This window comes from Sphingopyxis indica, from assembly GCF_032879645.1.
Taxonomy (GTDB): Bacteria; Pseudomonadota; Alphaproteobacteria; order Sphingomonadales; family Sphingomonadaceae; genus Sphingopyxis; species Sphingopyxis indica.
Map to the genome: position 1 here is coordinate 3,934,892 of NZ_CP076394.1, position 15,966 is coordinate 3,950,857.

Below are 15,966 nucleotides of genomic sequence, written 5' to 3' on the forward strand. Positions count from 1 at the left end.
TGCGGGGTTCACGCGGAGACGCGGAGACGCGGAGATGTCGCCTTTCCCGCGAAGCGGCTTATCCTCGCCCACGTCGCGCCACAATGCCGGGTCGGGAACGAAAGGGGCCTTCCGGCCCAAGGCTTTTTCTCCGCGTCTCCGCGTCTCCGCGTGAACCGGATTCGCTGCGGCCTCTGCGCCTCTGCGCGAATATTTTTCCCGCGCAGAAGCGCAGAGATAGGACGCGAGTTTCGGAAATGCGCTTCGCGCAGCAGCCGGGCGGCTCCGCTCGCTCCCCCCGCTGCCCGGCATGGGATCAGGCCGATTCGGCTTCGTCGAGCACCCAGTTCGGGTCGCTGCTGCCGACCGCGCGGCGGAAGGTCCAGAGGTCGGTGGCCGGCACCGCGTCGCTGAGCGAGCCCGCGATCACCTTGCCCTCGGCATCGCGCGTCACCGCGCTGATGTCGGCCTGATAGCGCACGGTGATGCGCGCGTCGCTGCGTCCGACCTCTACCGCGGTGATCTTGGTCGCCTCGATGCCGACAAGGCGGTTGTCGAGCGTTTCACCGCGCGCCTCACGCGCGTCGATCGCGTCCGCGAACGCCTGATAGCTGTCGTCGTCGCACAGGTCGCGCAGCGTGTCGCGGTCGCCCGCCCAATAGGCTTCGAGAATCATGCGATAGGCGGCGTTCGCGCCCTCGACGAAGCGGCCGGCGTCGAAATGGCGGTCGGCGGCAAGCAGGGTGCGCAGCCCGGCCTCGGCGGCGGGTTCGTATACGAGGCCCGCGGCGTCGGTCGCGGCGGTCGCCGGCGGCGGCAGCGCATCGCCCTCATCGACGCGCACCGGCGCCAGCGCGGTGCGCTCCTCGCGGCGCGGCAGCACCGGTTCCTGCTCATGTCCCGTGCGCTTGCCGAGCACCGAATAGAGCCGCATGCCGAGGAAAGCGGCAATCATGGCGAGCAATACGATCGAGAATGCGGTCACGGGCAAAGGTCCAATGCGTGCGAAATATCCCCACCAACATAGGCGATGGGCGGCCATGTTTCAAATGCCATGGCGTCTGGGCGCTGACAGGTCAACGCTTTGCCCGCGTCCGGGTTGCGACGCACCGTGCGCGGTGCGCGGCGGGCAGCCCCATTGTGCTGGCGGCGGCGCGCTGCTAAGCGCGCCCGCAACGCCCGTGCGGCCGGCCCGCGGCGCGCGCGGCTTCCGTTCGAATTTCCAGTGAAAGCTTGATTCCATGGCCGACGACACCACCCCCGACTTCACGCCCGAAACGCTGACCAACGGCGAGGACAACAGCCCCGCGATCGGCCTGATCTCGCAATATGTGAAGGATCTGTCGTTCGAGAATCCGAACGCCCCCGCGGTCTATCAGTGGCAGTCGGCCCCGCAGATGGACGTTCAGTTCAACATCGGCGCCGAGGGCGTCGGCGAGAATCTGTTCGAAGTCACGCTGAAGATCGACGTGACCGCGAAGAATGAAGAAGGCACCGGCTTCGTCGTCGAGCTGAAATATGCCGGCCTGTTCGGCGTCCGCAACATTCCCGAGGACCAGCTTCAGCCCTTCTTCCTCGCCGAAGCGCCGCGCATCCTGTTCCCCTTTGCGCGCCGCGTCGTCGCCGACGCCGTGCGCGACGGCGGTTTCCCGCCCTTCCTGCTCGAGCCGATCGACTTCCACGGCCTGTTTCAGCAGCAGCTGCAGGCGCAGCAGGGCGACGGCCAGGGCATGGCCGCGCCGGCCGGCGAGGCCTGACCCGAAGCGCGATCGGACGCATTTGGCTTCCGTCGTCATTGCGAGGGCCGGAGGCCCGTGGCAATCCAGGGTGGATGAAACCGTTCTGGATTGCTTCGCTTCGCTCGCAATGACGCATTGTCTTGACCCCATCATGCTCCGCCGATGAGCAGCCTGGTCAAAAATGTCGGGACGATCGGCGGGCTGACGCTGGTCAGCCGCATTTTCGGCTTCGTGCGCGACATGCTGCTCGCGCGCGTGCTCGGCGCGGGGCTCGCGGCCGACGCCTTCCAGCTCGCCTTCATCCTGCCCAACACTTTTCGCCGCCTGTTCGCCGAGGGTGCCTTTTCGGTCGCCTTCGTGCCGATGTACAGCCGCGCGCTGCACGGGGAAGGCGGCGAAGGCGCCGCCGACCGCTTCGCCAACGACGTGCTGTCGGTGTTCCTCTGGGCGCTGCTCGTTTTTTCGGGCGTCATGATGGCGGCGATGCCGGGGGTCGTGTGGGTGCTCGCGCGCGATTATCAGGACGTGCCCGGCAAATTCGAGCTCGCGGTGTTTCTGAGCCGCGTCACCTTTCCCTATCTCGCGCTGATCAGCCTCGTCGCGATGCTCTCGGGCCTGCTCAACGCGCGGTCGCGCTTCGCGCCGGGCGCCTTTGCCCCGGTGCTGCTCAACATCGTGCTGATCGGCGGCATATTGACCGGCGCCTGGCTGCGCGGCGACAGCCATAACGACCGCATCGTCGCGCTCGCTCTTGCCATCTCGGTCAGCCTCGCCGGGGTCGCGCAGCTCGCCTATCTCTGGTGGGCGGTGCGCCGCGCCGGGCTGAAGCTCCATATCCGCGTGCCGAAGCTGACCCCCGAGGTGCGGCGGCTCGGCATGCTGATCCTGCCCGCAACCTTCGGCGCCGGAATCTATCAGGTCAGCCAGTTCGTCGACACCTTCTTCGCGACTTCCTTGCCGCAGGGATCGCTGACCCTGCTCAAGCTCGCCGACCGCCTCAACCAGATGCCGCTCGGCATCGTCGGCATCGCGCTCGGCACCGCGATCCTGCCGATGCTGTCGCGCCATATCCATTCGGGCGATGCCGCCGAGGCGCAGCGGTTGCAGAGCAACGCCTTCGAAATGGCGACCCTGCTCACCCTGCCCGCCGCCGCGGCGCTCGCGATCTGCGCCCCCGCCTTCACCGCCGCCTTCTTCGTCGGGGGCAAGTTCACCGCCGCCGACGGCGCGATCATGGCGAACATCGTCGTCGCGCTCGTCGCGGGGCTGCCCGCCTATGTGATCGTCAAAATCCTGAACCCGGGCTTTTTCGCGCGCGAGGATACGCGGACGCCGGTGTGGACCGCGCTCGCGGCGCTGATCGTCAACATCGCGATCAACCTCTATGTCGTTCGCCGCTTCGGCATCGTCGGCCTTGCGGGCGCGACCGCGGCGTCGGCGACGATCAACTGCCTCCTGCTCTACGCGATCCTGCACCGGCGCGGCTGGTTCCGCTTCACCGCGAAGCTCGGGCTTCGCATTTTGCGCCAGCTCGTCGCGGTCGCCGCGATGTCGGCGCTGCTCTGGTGGCTGATGCCATTGCTTGCCGCTCACTATAGCGGCGGCGCGTTCGAGCGCGCCTGGTCGCTTTCGGCGCTCGTCGCGGCGGGCGGAACCAGCTTCTTTGCAGCTGCCTGGGTGGTCGGCGCGCTTGACAAGGATCTCCTCGCCATGCTGACGCGGCGGCGCGCCAGGCCGGCGCCGGCACAGGAGTAGACCATGCGGATCGTATCGGGCATCCAGCCCACCGGACAATTGCACCTCGGCAACTATCTGGGCGCGATCCGCAACTGGGTGCGGATGCAGGACGAGGCCGCGGTGGCGGGGGGCGAATGCCTGTTCTTCCTTGCCGACCTGCACGCCATCTCGATGCCGCACGTCCCCGCCGAGCTGACCGCGAGCACGCGCGCGATGACCGCCGCGCTGGTCGCCTGCGGGATCGACCCCGACCGCTCGACGCTGTTCAACCAGGCGCGCGTCCCCGCGCACGCCGAGCTGCAATGGCTGCTGAACGGCACCGCGCGCATGGGCTGGCTGAACCGGATGACGCAGTGGAAGGACAAGGCGGGCAAGAACCGCGAGAGCGCGTCGGCGGCGCTCTTCACCTATCCGGTGCTGCAGGCGGCCGACGTACTGCTCTATCAGGCAACGCACGTCCCGGTCGGCGAGGACCAGAAACAGCATCTCGAGCTCGCGCGCGACATCGCGCAGAAGTTCAACAATGATTTTGCGAGCGAGGATCGTCCGGTCTTCACCCTGCCCGAACCGATCATCCCGCCGGGCGCGGCGCGGATCATGAGCCTGCGCGACGGCAGCGCGAAGATGTCAAAGTCCGACCCGTCGGACATGAGCCGCATCAACCTGACCGACGATGCCGACACGATGATGCAGAAGGTGAAGAAGGCGCGCACCGACCCCGAGGTGCTGCCGTCCGAAGCCGCGGGACTCGAGGGGCGGGCCGAGGCGCGGAACCTGGTCGGCATCTATGCGACGCTCGCCGACACCAGCGTCGATGCGGTGCTCGGCCAATTCGCCGGGCAGGGGTTCGGCGCGTTCAAACCGGCGCTCGGCGAGCTGCTCGTCGAAAAGCTGGCGCCAATCACCGCGCGCTTCGTCGCCTTGAAGGACGATCAGGCCGCGCTCGACGCGATCCTCGACAAGGGGGCGGCGAAGGCGCGGGCGCTTGCAAAACCGACGCTCGACACCACCTATCAGGCATTGGGATTGTGCCGCTGATTCAGGCACAAGCGGATTTTGGCGCGAACGAAGCTGCGACGAGCCGAGTTCAACCAAGGTTAAGTCGCATTGGTGTAGTCATGGTATAAAGCGCGCGGGCAAAGCGCGCACCGAATCACGGAGCAGAACCATGAGCAAGACGAATTTCCGGCGGCTGGGTCTCGCCGTCCTCACCGGGGCGGCGCTCGCGCTCGCGGGCTGCGCCACCCCCTTCAAGGCCGACGTCGCGCGCTTCCAGGCGCAGCTGCCCGCGCCGCAGGGTCAGAGCTTCGTCGTCGAGGCGTCGAATCCGGCGCTCGAAGGCGGGATCGAGTTCGGCCAATATGCCAATCTCGTCGCGGGCGAGCTGACCCGCTATGGCTATCGCCCCGCCGCGCCGGGGGAAAACGCCGACATGGTCGTGCATATGGACTATGGCATCGACAAGGGCCGCGAACGCGTCGTGAGCACGCCGGGCTTTCGCGATCCGTGGTACGGCGGCTGGTACGGCCCGGGCTTCTATACCCCGGTCGTCGTGCGCGGGCGCCACGGGCGCCGCTATATCGCCGGCTATTACGACCCCTTTCTGTGGGGCGGTTATGGGGCGGGCTGGGGCTATGACGACGTCAGCAGCTACACCGTCTATACGAGCGACCTCAACCTGACGATCGACCGCAAGTCGACCGGCGAGCGATTGTTCGAAGGCCGCGCGCAGGCGCAGTCGCGCGACAACGACCTGACCGCAATCGTCCCCAATCTGGTGCAGGCGATGTTCACCGGCTTCCCCGGCAATTCGGGCGAGCGCGTCCGCATCACGGTGGCGCCGCCCGAAAAGGGCTGAGTCCGGTCGAAGCGAAAGAAGAGGCCCGCTTTCCGGCATGGAAGGCGGGCTTTTTTGCGGATGTTTGCCTTCTTCGTCATCCCGGACTTGATCCGGGATCCATTTCTCCAGCGCTGCCCCAAGTGGACCCCGGATCAAGTCCGGGGTGACGATGTCGGATGGGTCTGCTTCCGCCCGAAAGCGGCCGCCCCGATTTCAGCTGTTCAGGCTGCGCCGGATCGCGGCGATTTCGGCGTCGAGTTCGCTGTCGCTGACGCGCAGCGCCTCGACCGTGCGGACCGCATGGATCACCGTCGAATGGTCGCGCCCGCCGAAGCGGCGGCCGATTTCGGGGTAGGAGCGCGGGGTCAGTTCCTTCGCGAGATACATGGCGACCTGACGCGGGCGCGCGATCGCGCGGACGCGGCGTTTCGACGCCATTTCGGCCTTGTCGAGCTTGTAATGCGCGCACACCGCGCGCTGAATCTCGTCGATCGTGATCCGCGGGCGCGCGCAGCGGACATTTTCGGCGAGCCGGTCCTCGGCGAGCGCGAGGTCGACGCGCACCCCGGTGAGCGCCGCATAGGCGAGCAGCTTGTTGAGCGCGCCCTCGAGCTCACGGATGTTGCGGGTGAAATGCTTGACCAGCCAGGCGACGACCTCATCGGGCACCTCGACCATCGGCATCGCGGCGAGCCGCTGGCGGATGATGCGCTCGCGCAGATCGTCCTCGGGCGCCTCGATGTCGGCGACGAGCCCGCCCGCCAGCCGCGACAAAAGCCGCGCCTCGACCCCGTCGAGCATCGCAGGCGGCCGGTCGGCGGTGACGACGAGGCGCTTGCCCGAGCACATCAGATCGTCGATCGTGTGAAGCAATTCTTCCTGTGTCGAATTCTTGCCGATCACGAATTGCAGATCGTCGAGCAGCAACAGGTCGGCGGCGCGCAGCCGCGCCTTGAATGCCATCATGTCGCCGCCGCGCATCGCGCCGACGAATTCGAGCATGAATTTTTCCGCCGACATCAGGATGATCGTCGCAGCCGGATGCTCGGTCTCATAAGCCTGCGCGATCGCGTGGAGCAGGTGCGTCTTGCCCTGCCCGGTGCCCGAGCAGAGGTAGAGCGGGTTGAACTGCGGCGCCTCGACCATCGCCATGCGGCGCGCGGCGTTGGCGGCGAGGATATTGCTGCGCGCGACGACGAAGCGTTCGAAGCTGAGCTTCGCATCGAAGGCCGATGGCGCGGCAGGCGCAGCGATGGCAGCGGGCGCGAGCGGCGGCAGCGGCGCCGCGGTCATCGCCGCCTGGCGCTCGGCGGCGCCGGGTCCCGCGCGCACGAGCACCGAGCGCACCGCGGGCAGATGGTGCCGCCAAGCCAGTTCGAGCCGGTCGCCGAAGCGTTCGTTGATCCAGTTCGCCGAAAAGCGGCTCGCCGTTTCGAGCGTCACAACGCCCGACAATGTGCAATAATCGGCGAAGCGCACCGGCTTCAGCCAGTGGTCGAAGGTGCGTGCGCCGAGATCGCGGCGCAGCCCCTCGGCAACGCGCGGCCAGAGCGCCGCGGCGTCGCCGCTCATCTGCCCATGTCCCGCGCTGCAATCATGGCTGTCCCCTTCATCGTCACCTGATCCATCCCTCGCTGGCCCCCGTGTCGCCGCCGCTCGAGCCGGGAGCCGCCGCCACGCTGCTTCTTCCGCCTGACCGCAGGGCGCAGACGTCCCGTCCCGGGCACGTGGCCCGAAAGCGAACGAATCATGTCGATGTGGCGGCCGCCGGCGATGGCTGGCGACGTCCCTTGTTAGGCAGGAGAAAGAGCAACGATCAAGGCCGCGACGCGTAAAAATTCTGAAATAAAATTCTTGACTCGCCGGACCCCCCGGAAAAGCAAGAAATGGGCAATTTATTGCCTGATTTCAGCTAGATATAGCTGACAATTTTCCCGGGCGCCAACGAATCGCCACGAATCCGTCACTTACCGCATTGCAACAGCAATGACTTTTAGCAGTCACAAAAAAGACCCGCCGGAGGGCCGGCGGGTCCTTGTCTTTCGCATCGGTGCGAAGGGCGAATCAGCCGATCGCGTTGACGCTCTTCGTCAGGCGCGAATATTTGCGCGCGACGGTATTCTTGTGCAGCACGCCCTTCGCGACGCCGCGCGCCATCTCGGGCTGCGCCGCGGCGAGCGCCGCGTTCGCGGCGTCCTTGTCGCCGGCAGCGACGGCGGCTTCGACCTTCTTGACCAGCGTGCGGATGCGCGACACGCGGTTCTTGTTGACGATCGTGCGCGCCGTGTTGCGGCGGATGCGCTTCTTTGCCTGCGGCGTATTGGCCATAAGTTCCTCAAAAATCCAATCGGTTCAACGGTCGGAGCACAGCCGGAAGCGGAGCAGCCGAATCGCGCGCGGGCGGCGAATCAATGTCCGGATACGGCCGGTTCCGGATGACCGGACCCTGCTCGAAGGGTGCGCCCATAGCCATGCGGGCCGCGAAGGTCAATGGTTTTCGGGCGGTTTGCCCGCATGTAATACCATATCCCGGCGATGCGCTGGCGCGATTTTGGTTTCACGCGAAGACGCGAAGAAGAAAGCGGAGGCCGACAGGCCTCTTTCCTGTCTCCACGGCGCCTCACGATCCAACGGGGTGATTGAGGAGGCCGCTTCGCGGCAATCGCCATATCTTCGCGCCTTCGCGTCTTCGCGAGAAATTTTCGTCAAAACCGCGGCCGAACCTCAGCGCTGGCATTTGGGGCAGTAAAAGGTCGACCGCCCGCTCTGCACGATCCGCGCGATGGTGCCGCCGCATTCGCACCGCTCGCCCTCGCGGCCATAGACGCGCCAGTCCTTCGCGAAATAGCCCAGGTCGCCTTCGGGGCTGAGGAAATCGCGCAGGGTCGATCCGCCCGCGGCGATCGCGGCGGTCAGGACCGCCTTGATCGCCGGGACGAGCGCCGCGAGCTTGGCGCGCGCGACGTCGGCCGCGGCGCGCGCCGGCGCGATCCGCGCCATGTTGAGCGCCTCGCAGACATAGATGTTGCCGAGCCCGGCGACGATCGTCTGGTCGAGCAGCATCGCCTTGACCGGCGCGCGGCGCCCCGCGAACGCTTTGGCCAGATGCGCGGCGTCGAACGCATCCGAAAGCGGTTCCGGCCCGAGCGTCACGAAGGCGGGGAAGATCGTCAGCGGATCGCCGCTTACCAGATCGACCGATCCGAAGCGCCGCGGGTCGTGGAGGAAGAGGCGGTGCCCGGCGCCGGTTTCGAGCAGCAGATGGTCGTGCTTTCCCGCGTCGCCGCCTTCGGTGCGCCAGCGCCCCGACATGCCGAGGTGAAAGATCATGTGATCGTCGCGATCGGTCGATACGATGCCATATTTGGCGCGCCGCGACAGGCGCGTGACCGTCGCCCCGGTCAGCCGCTGCGCCAGGTCGACCGGAAAGGGGCGGCGCAGGTCGGGGCGGAAGGTGCTGACCGTGACGAGCCGCTGCCCTTCGAGGAAGGGCGCGAGGCCGCGCACGGTGGTTTCGACTTCGGGCAGCTCGGGCATGATGTCCTCGCGGCTACGCGCCATTTGCGCGCGCGGCAAGGCCCGGCTAAAGGCGCAGCTTCACTTCTCCACTCCCCGCAAAGGCGCGACTCCATGGCCACCCCCGATACCGTCAGCTTCGGCTATGAACAGGTTCCCGCGGGCCAGAAGACCGCGAAGGTCGGCGAAGTGTTCAGCCGCGTCGCGCGCAAATATGACATCATGAACGACGCGATGTCGGGCGGGATGCACCGGTTGTGGAAGGACCGTTTCGTCCGCCGCGTCAAGCCGCGCACCGGCGAGGCAATCCTCGACATGGCGGGCGGCACCGGCGACATCGCCTTTCGCATGGAGCGCTCGGGCGCGAGCATCACGGTCGCCGACATCAATCCCGACATGCTGGGCGTCGGCATGGAGCGCGCGGCGGAGCGCGGCATCGACAGCCTCGTCTGGTCCGAACAGAATGCCGAGGCGCTGAGCTTTCCGGACCGGTTTTTCGACGCCTATACGATCGCCTTCGGCATCCGCAACGTCACCGACATTCCGGCGGCGCTCAAGGAAGCGCACCGCGTGCTGCGCTATGGCGGGCGCTTCTTCTGCCTCGAATTTTCGACCAACGAATGGCCGGGTTTCGCGCAGCTTTACGACGCCTATTCGCACCATCTGGTGCCGCGTCTCGGCAAGCTGATCGCGAACGATGAAGACAGCTATCGCTATCTGATCGAATCGATCCGCCGTTTCCCGCCGATGCCCGAATTTGCGCAGATGATCCGCAACGCGGGCTTTTCGCAGGTCAAGGTCGAACCGATCATGGGCGGGCTGGTCGCGATCCACAGCGGGTGGAAGGCGTGAGGGGGCGAACCCGTCTCTCCCCTCCCGCTTGCGGGAGGGGTCGGGGGAGGGCCTGTTTGTCCCGCGCCCGCCTCGACATGCCCTCCCCTAGCCCCTCCCGCAAGCGGGAGGGGGATTTCGCATGACCCGTCCCGTCACCCATATTTTCCGGCTGCTGAAATGGGGCCGCATCCTCGCGCGCCACGGGGCGCTGCGCGGGATAGAGAGCGCGCCGGCGACGCCGAGCGGGGTCAAAAGGCTGTGCCGCATCGCGCGGCTCGGCACGATCCAGCCGCGCGTGCCCGACTATGCCGCCGCCTTTCAGGCGATCGGCCCCGCCGCGGTCAAGCTCGGCCAGACGCTCGCGACGCGCCCCGACCTCGTCGGCGAGGAGGCCGCGCGCAATCTCCTCTCGCTTCAGGATGCCCTGCCCCCCGTCGCCTTCGACCGGATCAGGGCCGAGATCGAGGCGACGTTCGAAGCGCCGCTCGAAAGCCTCTACGCCGAATTCGACCCCGAACCGGTCGGGTCGGCGTCGATCGCACAGGTTCACCGCGCGGTGACCGCCGACGGGCGGCAGGTCGCGGTCAAGGTCCGCCGCCCCGGCATCGACAAGCAGTTCGCGCGCGACATCGAAACCTATGAATGGGCCGCCGCGCATCTCGAAGCGTTCGGCGGCGAGGCGGCGCGGTTGCGGCCGCGGCAGGTGATCGCCAATTTCCGCCGCTGGACCTTGCGCGAACTCGATTTGCGGCGCGAAGCGGCGTCGGCGTCGGAACTCGCCGACGCGATGGCGGCCGACCCGACCTATGAAGTGCCGCCGATCGACTGGGACCGCACCGCCAATCGGGTGATGACGCTCGGGTGGATCGACGGGATCAAGATTTCGCACCGCGACCAGCTGATCGCCGCGGGGCACGACATGGAAAAGCTCGCGGCGAACCTCGTCCACGCCTTTCTGCGGCAGGCGATCGCCGAGGGCTTTTTCCACGCCGACATGCACCAGGGCAATTTGTTCGTGAAGGCCGACGGGACGATCGCCGCGGTCGATTTCGGCATCATGGGGCGGATCGACCGGCGCGCGCGCTATTGGCTCGCCGAAATCCTCTATGGGCTGACCACGGGCAATTACCGCCGCGTCGCCGAGATTCATTTCGAGGCGCAATATGTGCCCGACTATCACAATGTCGAGGAGTTCGCGACGGCGCTGCGCGCGGTCGGCGAGCCGATGCGCGGCAAGCCGGTGAGCGAGCTCAGCGTCGGGCAGATGCTCGACGGGCTGTTCGCGATCACCCGCGATTTCGACATGCAGACGCAGCCGCACCTGCTGCTCCTGCAAAAGACGATGGTGATGGTCGAAGGCGTCGCGACGATGCTGAACCCCGCGATCAACATGTGGGACGTATCGGGGCCGTTCGTGCGCGAATGGATTCGCGACGAACTCGGCCCCGAGGCCGCGCTCGCCGACGGGCTGCGCAAGCAGGCAGGGACGCTCGCGCTGATCCCCGACATCATCCGGCGGCTCGACGAGCAATTGCCAAGGAAAGGCGCCGCGCCGCCCGCACCGCCGCTGCCCGACATTCCGCTGATGTGGGAACCGGGCGAGCGGCGCGTCTGGTGGCGCTATGCGCTGACCGCGCTCGCCGGTGCGGCAATAGGCGTCGCCGCCATGATGTGGCTTCCCCTCACTCCGCCCTAAAGCGTCATCCGATAGACGAGAAAGCCCGAACGCTCGGCGAGCGCGTCATAGAGACGGCGCGCATTATGGTTGGTTTCGTGCGTCTGCCAATAGACGCGCGCCGCCCCCGCGAGGCGCGCCTCTTCCGCCACGCGAGCGATCAGCGTCGAGGCGATGCCGCGGCCGCGCGCGCTTTCGGCGGTGAACAGATCCTGCAGATAGCAGACGTCGGCGATCGACGTCGTGCTGCGGTGATAGAGATAGTGGACGAGGCCGACGAGCTCGCCATCCGCTTCGGCGACGAGCGCATGCACCGGCTGGTCGGGGTCGAAGAAGCGCACCCAGGTCGCCGAGGTGACGTCGGCGGGGAGCGCGGCGCGCCCGCTGCGGCCATAGAATTCATTATAGCCGTGCCACAGCGGCAGCCAGCGGTCGAAGTCGCCCTGCACCGGCGGACGAATGTGAAGCGCGTCGGACATGCGCCAGCGCTACGCGCTCGCGGGGCGCCTGTCGACGGACGATCGGGCCGCGAGCCCGCGCTGGAGGTCGAGCCCGCTCGGCTGCTGAAAAACGCGCAGGCCGAATTCGGGCAGAATTGCGAGCAGATGGTCGAAGATGTCCGACTGAATGCCTTCATAATCGCCCCATGCGGTCGTGTTGGTGAAGCAATAGATTTCGAGCGGCAACCCCTGCGGGGTCGGGTCGAGCTGGCGCACCATCAAGGTCATGCCCTGCGCGATATGGGCGTTGGCGCGCAGATATTCGACCACATAGGCGCGGAAGGTGCCGATGTTGGTGACGTTGCGCTCGTTCACCGGATCGCGCCCCGCCTTTTCGAGCGCGGCGTTCCATTCGCCGAGCTCCTCCTGCTTGCGGCCGAGATAGGCGTCGAGCAACTGGAAGCGGCGCAGCTTCTGTTTCTCGCCGGACGAAAGGAAGCGGATGCCGTTCTGGTCGATGAACAGCGATCGCTTGATCCGCCGCCCGCCGGCTTCGGACATGCCGCGCCAGTTCCTGAAGCTTTCGGAGATCAGCCGGTGCGTCGGAATCGTGCTGATCGTCTTGTCCCAATTCTGCACCTTGACCGTGTGGAGCGCGATGTCGATCACGTCGCCGTCGGCGCCGAGTGCTGGCATTTCGATCCAGTCGCCGACGCGGATCATGTCGTTCGAGGTGAGCTGGACCGACGCGACGAGCGAGAGGATTGTGTCCTTGAACACCAGCAGCAGCACCGCCGCCATCGCACCGAGCCCCGACAGGAGGAGGAACGGTGACTGGTCCATCAGCGCCGCGACGATCAGGATCGCGGCACCGGCATAGAGCGCGATTTTCAACAGCTGAATATAACCCTTGATCGGCCGGCTCGCGGCGTCGGGGCGGTGATTGTAGATGTCGTTGCCGAGGCTGAGCGCCTTGCCGAGCGCCATCGCGACGAACAGGATGATCGACGCCGCGACGACATTGCTGACCAGCGTTACGATGGCGCCCGGCAGATTCGGGACGAGGACGATCCCCGACGAGATAATCAGCGCCGGAACGATATTGGCGAGCCGCGCCGCAACGGGCAGCGGCGTCAGGTCGTCGTGCGGCAGCCAGCGCGTGACGATACGCAGCACGATATGCTTGACGATGAAGTTGGCGAGCCACGCGACGGCGGCGAGCAACAGGAGGCCAAGCAGGGTTTCGGCCCAGGGCGGCAGATGGCCGAGGAAGGGCAGGGCGTCGGCGAGGTCGAGGCTGAGGCTTTCGGTCGTAAACTGGCGCATGGCGTCGTGCCCGCCGGCGGCGGGGCGTGGCTCCTCTGGCTATCGGTAACGCGCGCTAGGTGGCAATTGCCGCCGCGCATGTCAAATCGAGCGCCTATGCTTCGGAGCGCCCCACTCCTTCGCGGTCGCGTGGATAATGGCGCGCGAGCGGGAAGGGCGGCAGCCACGCTTCGCGGCGGATGATCCAGCTTTCATACGTCGGAACGAAGCGATCGGGCCCATCGAACGCGCCGAGATTCACTTCGATCTCGTCGCAGCTGCGCCCGAACAGCGACGAGCCGCAGCGCGGGCAGAAATGCCGTCCTTCATAGGCGCGCGTTTCTCCCGCGACCGTAACCGCATCGGCGGGAAAGATCGCCGAGGCGTGGAAGAGCGCGCCATGATGCTTGCGGCAATCGAGGCAATGGCAAAGCCCGACGCGATAGGGCTCGCCGCGCGTCTCGAAACGCACATCGCCGCACTGGCAACCACCGCTCTGCGCATCCATGTCTGCGTCCTTTCGGTTTCGAGGAGCCCCTCTAGCGCGCGCTCGACATCGAATAGGGCCGCGCCGACGCCGCACTGCCCCATGCCTTGTCGGGCTCTGCCTGCATCGTGAAGCGCAGCGTGCCGCCGGCGCGGATTTCGGCGTCGGAGATCCAGCTTCGCGTCAGCGGCTTGCCGTTCAGCTCGACCTTGCCGACATAGCGGTTCGCGTCCGAGAGGCCGACCGTTTCGACCGTGAAGCGCTTGCCGTTCGGCAGGGTCAGCGCGGCGCGATCGACGAAGGGGCGGCCGATCACATATTGGTTCGACCCCGGCGCGACCGGATAGAAACCCAGCCCCGTGAACAGCAGCCACGACGACATCTGGCCGAGGTCGTCGTTGCCAGAGAGGCCGTCGGGGGTCGGCTTATACTGGCTGTCGACGATCTGCTTCAGCCGCTCCTGCGTGCGCCACGGCGCGCCGGCATAGGCGTAGAGATAGGCGACATGGTGGCTCGGTTCGTTGCCGTGGATATATTGGCCGATCAGCCCGGCGATGTCCTCGGCATGGCTGTAGTCGAGCTTCGACACGTCATAATCGAACATCGCGTCGAGCTTGGCGATCGTCTTCGCATCGCCGCCGAGCAGGTCGAACAGCGCTTTCTGATCCTGCGGCACGAACCAGCTATATTGCCACGCATTGCCCTCGGTATAGTCCGAGCCATAGTTGATCGCGGTCGGATCGAAGGGGGTGCGGAAGCTGCCGTCGCTCAGCCTTGCGCGCAGCCAGCCCGACTTTGCATCGAAGCTGTTCCGCCAATAGCCCGCGCGCTTGTAGAAGCGGTCGGCGACATCCTTGCGCCCCATCTTCTCCGCCATGCGCGCGATCGTCCAGTCGTCATAGGCATATTCGACCGTCTTCGACGCCGCCTCGGGCTCGCGGTCGATCGGGACATAGCCCAGCTTCATATAGTCGCCGAGCCCGCCATAGGGCGCATAGTCGGCGCTCGCGACCATCGCGGCGAGCGCCGCGTCGGCATCGAAATCGCCGACGCCCTTCAGATAGGCATCGGCGATCACCGGGACCGCGTGATAGCCGATCATCGTCCATGTCTCGCGCCCCGCGAACTGCCAGACCGGCAATATGCCGTGCGGGCTGTGCTCCCGGCTCGCGACGAGCGATTTGACGATGTCGGTCGTCACCTGCTCGGGCTGGACGAGAGTGAGCAAAGGATGCTCGGCGCGGAACGTATCCCACAGCGAGAAGGTCGAGCGGACGGTAAAATCCTTGGCGACATGCACCTGGTCGTCGGGCCCGCGGTAGCGGCCGTCGACGTCGCTCCACACGCTCGGTGCGAGCAAAGCGTGATAGAGGGCGGTGTAGAGATTGGTGCGCATCGGCGCCGGCGCGTCGATCCGAAGCCGGCCGAGCGCCTCGCGCCACGCGGCTTCGGTGCGCGCGCGCACCGCGTCGAAGCTCGCGCCCCCGGCTTCTTTTTCGGCCGCATCGAGATTGGCGATCGCGCCCGCCTCGTCGACCCCCGACAGCGCGACGCGCACCTCGAGCGGCGCTTTCAGCGTGCCGAAGTCGATCCGCGCCTCGAGCGCCTTGCCGAGCTTTTCGGCGAGCGCGTCGCTCCCGCGCCCCGGCGCCTGAAAGCCCTTGTAGGGGATATTTTCGTCGCGATCGAGAAAGGCGTGGTTCGCGACCGGCGCCGAGAAACGCATCGCGAAGAAGAGCTTGCGCCCCGGCGCCCAGCCGCGCGTTTCGCGAAAGCCGGTGAGCGTGCCGTCGGGGCGCAGGTGCAGCCCCGACCAGAGGATCTTGCCCGGATAATCATAGAGCGACGCGCGGAGATCGAGGAGCAGATGCGCCTCCTTCCCCGCCGGAAAGCTGTAGCGATGGATGCCGACGCGCGTTCCGGCGGTCAGTTCGGCGCGGATGCCACTGTCGGCCAGCGTCACCGCATAATAGCCGGGACTTGCCTTCTCGGTCGCATGGTCGAAGCGCTGGCGATAGCCCGAGCCGGGCTTGGCGGGATCGCCGGGGTCGAGCCGGACCTCTCCCGCCTGCGGCATGACGAGGATGTCGCCGAGGTCCGAATGGCCGGCGCCCGAGAAATGCGTGTGGCTGAACCCCTGAATCGTCGGGTCGGGATAGCTGTAGCCCGCGGCATGGTCATAGCAGTCGCGCACCCGGCACGTCGCATCGGTGTCGGGCGACAATTGAACCATGCCGAAGGGCGCCGTCGCGCCGGGGAAGGTGTGGCCTTCGGGGCCGGTGCCGATCATCGGGTCGACAAAAGCCAGCGGATCGGGTGCCGCGGGTTCGGCGGCGGACTGGAAGGGCAGGGCGGAAACGAGCAGCGCGGCGGCGAGGGGGATATGCTTCATGCGCCCCTTTGTGCCGCGAAGC

The 15,966-nt window shown here is 66.7% G+C and carries 14 protein-coding genes; 6 read left to right on the forward strand and 8 right to left on the reverse strand.

Annotated elements, in window-relative coordinates; translation table 11 throughout:
- Positions 1–295: 295 nt before the first annotated feature.
- Positions 296–934 carry a Tim44/TimA family putative adaptor protein gene (locus tag KNJ79_RS18625; protein ID WP_317152163.1) on the reverse strand — a complete coding sequence of 213 codons (639 nt, stop codon included), beginning with the start codon at positions 932–934 and terminating at the stop codon, positions 296–298.
- A gap of 286 nt (positions 935–1,220) precedes the next feature.
- On the opposite strand from KNJ79_RS18625, the gene secB reads away from it, so the two are divergent.
- From secB to KNJ79_RS18645, 4 genes are all read left to right on the forward strand, one after another.
- Positions 1,221–1,736 (forward strand): protein-export chaperone SecB, encoded by a 516-nt coding sequence (gene secB / locus KNJ79_RS18630; RefSeq protein ID WP_317152164.1) that lies wholly within the window; start codon positions 1,221–1,223, stop codon positions 1,734–1,736.
- A 144-nt stretch (positions 1,737–1,880) separates the two neighbouring features.
- Entirely contained in the window at positions 1,881–3,473 is a 1,593-nt protein-coding gene (murJ, locus tag KNJ79_RS18635) for a murein biosynthesis integral membrane protein MurJ (RefSeq protein ID WP_317152165.1), read from the forward strand.
- Positions 3,474–3,476: 3 nt separating this feature from the next.
- On the forward strand, positions 3,477–4,493 hold the full coding sequence (trpS, locus tag KNJ79_RS18640) for a tryptophan--tRNA ligase (protein WP_317152166.1): 1,017 nt from the start codon (positions 3,477–3,479) through the stop codon (positions 4,491–4,493).
- A 130-nt stretch (positions 4,494–4,623) separates the two neighbouring features.
- On the forward strand, positions 4,624–5,313 hold the full coding sequence (locus tag KNJ79_RS18645; protein ID WP_089215821.1) for a DUF4136 domain-containing protein: 690 nt from the start codon (positions 4,624–4,626) through the stop codon (positions 5,311–5,313).
- A 195-nt stretch (positions 5,314–5,508) separates the two neighbouring features.
- Here the strand turns inward: KNJ79_RS18645 and dnaA are convergent, their stop codons facing one another.
- The 3 genes from dnaA to mutM form a co-directional block, all read right to left on the reverse strand.
- Entirely contained in the window at positions 5,509–6,867 is a 1,359-nt protein-coding gene (dnaA, locus tag KNJ79_RS18650; RefSeq protein WP_317152167.1) for a chromosomal replication initiator protein DnaA, read from the reverse strand.
- Between the two features lie 492 nt (positions 6,868–7,359).
- Positions 7,360–7,623 carry a 30S ribosomal protein S20 gene (rpsT, locus tag KNJ79_RS18655; protein ID WP_317152168.1) on the reverse strand — a complete coding sequence of 88 codons (264 nt, stop codon included), beginning with the start codon at positions 7,621–7,623 and terminating at the stop codon, positions 7,360–7,362.
- A gap of 396 nt (positions 7,624–8,019) precedes the next feature.
- Positions 8,020–8,832, reverse strand: coding sequence for a bifunctional DNA-formamidopyrimidine glycosylase/DNA-(apurinic or apyrimidinic site) lyase (gene mutM / locus KNJ79_RS18660; protein ID WP_317153950.1), 813 nt, complete (start codon positions 8,830–8,832; stop codon positions 8,020–8,022).
- Between the two features lie 93 nt (positions 8,833–8,925).
- Between mutM and KNJ79_RS18665 the strand changes: the two genes are divergently transcribed.
- Positions 8,926–9,663 carry a class I SAM-dependent methyltransferase gene (locus tag KNJ79_RS18665; RefSeq protein ID WP_317152169.1) on the forward strand — a complete coding sequence of 246 codons (738 nt, stop codon included), beginning with the start codon at positions 8,926–8,928 and terminating at the stop codon, positions 9,661–9,663.
- A 121-nt stretch (positions 9,664–9,784) separates the two neighbouring features.
- Complete coding sequence (gene ubiB / locus KNJ79_RS18670; RefSeq protein ID WP_317152170.1) at positions 9,785–11,341, forward strand: 2-polyprenylphenol 6-hydroxylase; 1,557 nt, start codon at positions 9,785–9,787, stop codon at positions 11,339–11,341.
- Here ubiB and KNJ79_RS18675 read toward each other — a convergent pair.
- The 4 genes from KNJ79_RS18675 to KNJ79_RS18690 form a co-directional block, all read right to left on the reverse strand.
- Complete coding sequence (locus tag KNJ79_RS18675; RefSeq protein ID WP_317152171.1) at positions 11,338–11,799, reverse strand: GNAT family N-acetyltransferase; 462 nt, start codon at positions 11,797–11,799, stop codon at positions 11,338–11,340. The two genes, ubiB and KNJ79_RS18675, sit on opposite strands and share 4 nt — an antisense overlap.
- Before the next feature lie 9 nt (positions 11,800–11,808).
- Positions 11,809–13,086 (reverse strand): mechanosensitive ion channel family protein, encoded by a 1,278-nt coding sequence (locus KNJ79_RS18680; RefSeq protein ID WP_317152172.1) that lies wholly within the window; start codon positions 13,084–13,086, stop codon positions 11,809–11,811.
- 94 nt (positions 13,087–13,180) lie between these two features.
- On the reverse strand, positions 13,181–13,573 hold the full coding sequence (locus KNJ79_RS18685) for a GFA family protein (RefSeq protein ID WP_317152173.1): 393 nt from the start codon (positions 13,571–13,573) through the stop codon (positions 13,181–13,183).
- Positions 13,574–13,604: 31 nt separating this feature from the next.
- A complete protein-coding gene (locus KNJ79_RS18690; protein ID WP_317152174.1) occupies positions 13,605–15,944 on the reverse strand; it encodes a GH92 family glycosyl hydrolase in 2,340 nt (779 codons plus the stop codon).
- Positions 15,945–15,966: the final 22 nt, after the last annotated feature.

Bases quoted from the DNA above. Each gene is read 5' to 3' on its own strand.
- KNJ79_RS18625 (WP_317152163.1), bottom strand. From the start codon at position 934: ATGATTGCCGCTTTCCTCGGCATGCGGCTCTATTCGGTGCTCGGCAAG.
- secB (WP_317152164.1), top strand. From the start codon at position 1,221: ATGGCCGACGACACCACCCCCGACTTCACGCCCGAAACGCTGACCAAC.
- murJ (WP_317152165.1), top strand. From the start codon at position 1,881: ATGAGCAGCCTGGTCAAAAATGTCGGGACGATCGGCGGGCTGACGCTG.
- trpS (WP_317152166.1), top strand. From the start codon at position 3,477: ATGCGGATCGTATCGGGCATCCAGCCCACCGGACAATTGCACCTCGGC.
- KNJ79_RS18645 (WP_089215821.1), top strand. From the start codon at position 4,624: ATGAGCAAGACGAATTTCCGGCGGCTGGGTCTCGCCGTCCTCACCGGG.
- dnaA (WP_317152167.1), bottom strand. From the start codon at position 6,867: ATGAGCGGCGACGCCGCGGCGCTCTGGCCGCGCGTTGCCGAGGGGCTG.
- rpsT (WP_317152168.1), bottom strand. From the start codon at position 7,623: ATGGCCAATACGCCGCAGGCAAAGAAGCGCATCCGCCGCAACACGGCG.
- mutM (WP_317153950.1), bottom strand. From the start codon at position 8,832: ATGCCCGAGCTGCCCGAAGTCGAAACCACCGTGCGCGGCCTCGCGCCC.
- KNJ79_RS18665 (WP_317152169.1), top strand. From the start codon at position 8,926: ATGGCCACCCCCGATACCGTCAGCTTCGGCTATGAACAGGTTCCCGCG.
- ubiB (WP_317152170.1), top strand. From the start codon at position 9,785: ATGACCCGTCCCGTCACCCATATTTTCCGGCTGCTGAAATGGGGCCGC.
- KNJ79_RS18675 (WP_317152171.1), bottom strand. From the start codon at position 11,799: ATGTCCGACGCGCTTCACATTCGTCCGCCGGTGCAGGGCGACTTCGAC.
- KNJ79_RS18680 (WP_317152172.1), bottom strand. From the start codon at position 13,086: ATGCGCCAGTTTACGACCGAAAGCCTCAGCCTCGACCTCGCCGACGCC.
- KNJ79_RS18685 (WP_317152173.1), bottom strand. From the start codon at position 13,573: ATGGATGCGCAGAGCGGTGGTTGCCAGTGCGGCGATGTGCGTTTCGAG.
- KNJ79_RS18690 (WP_317152174.1), bottom strand. From the start codon at position 15,944: ATGAAGCATATCCCCCTCGCCGCCGCGCTGCTCGTTTCCGCCCTGCCC.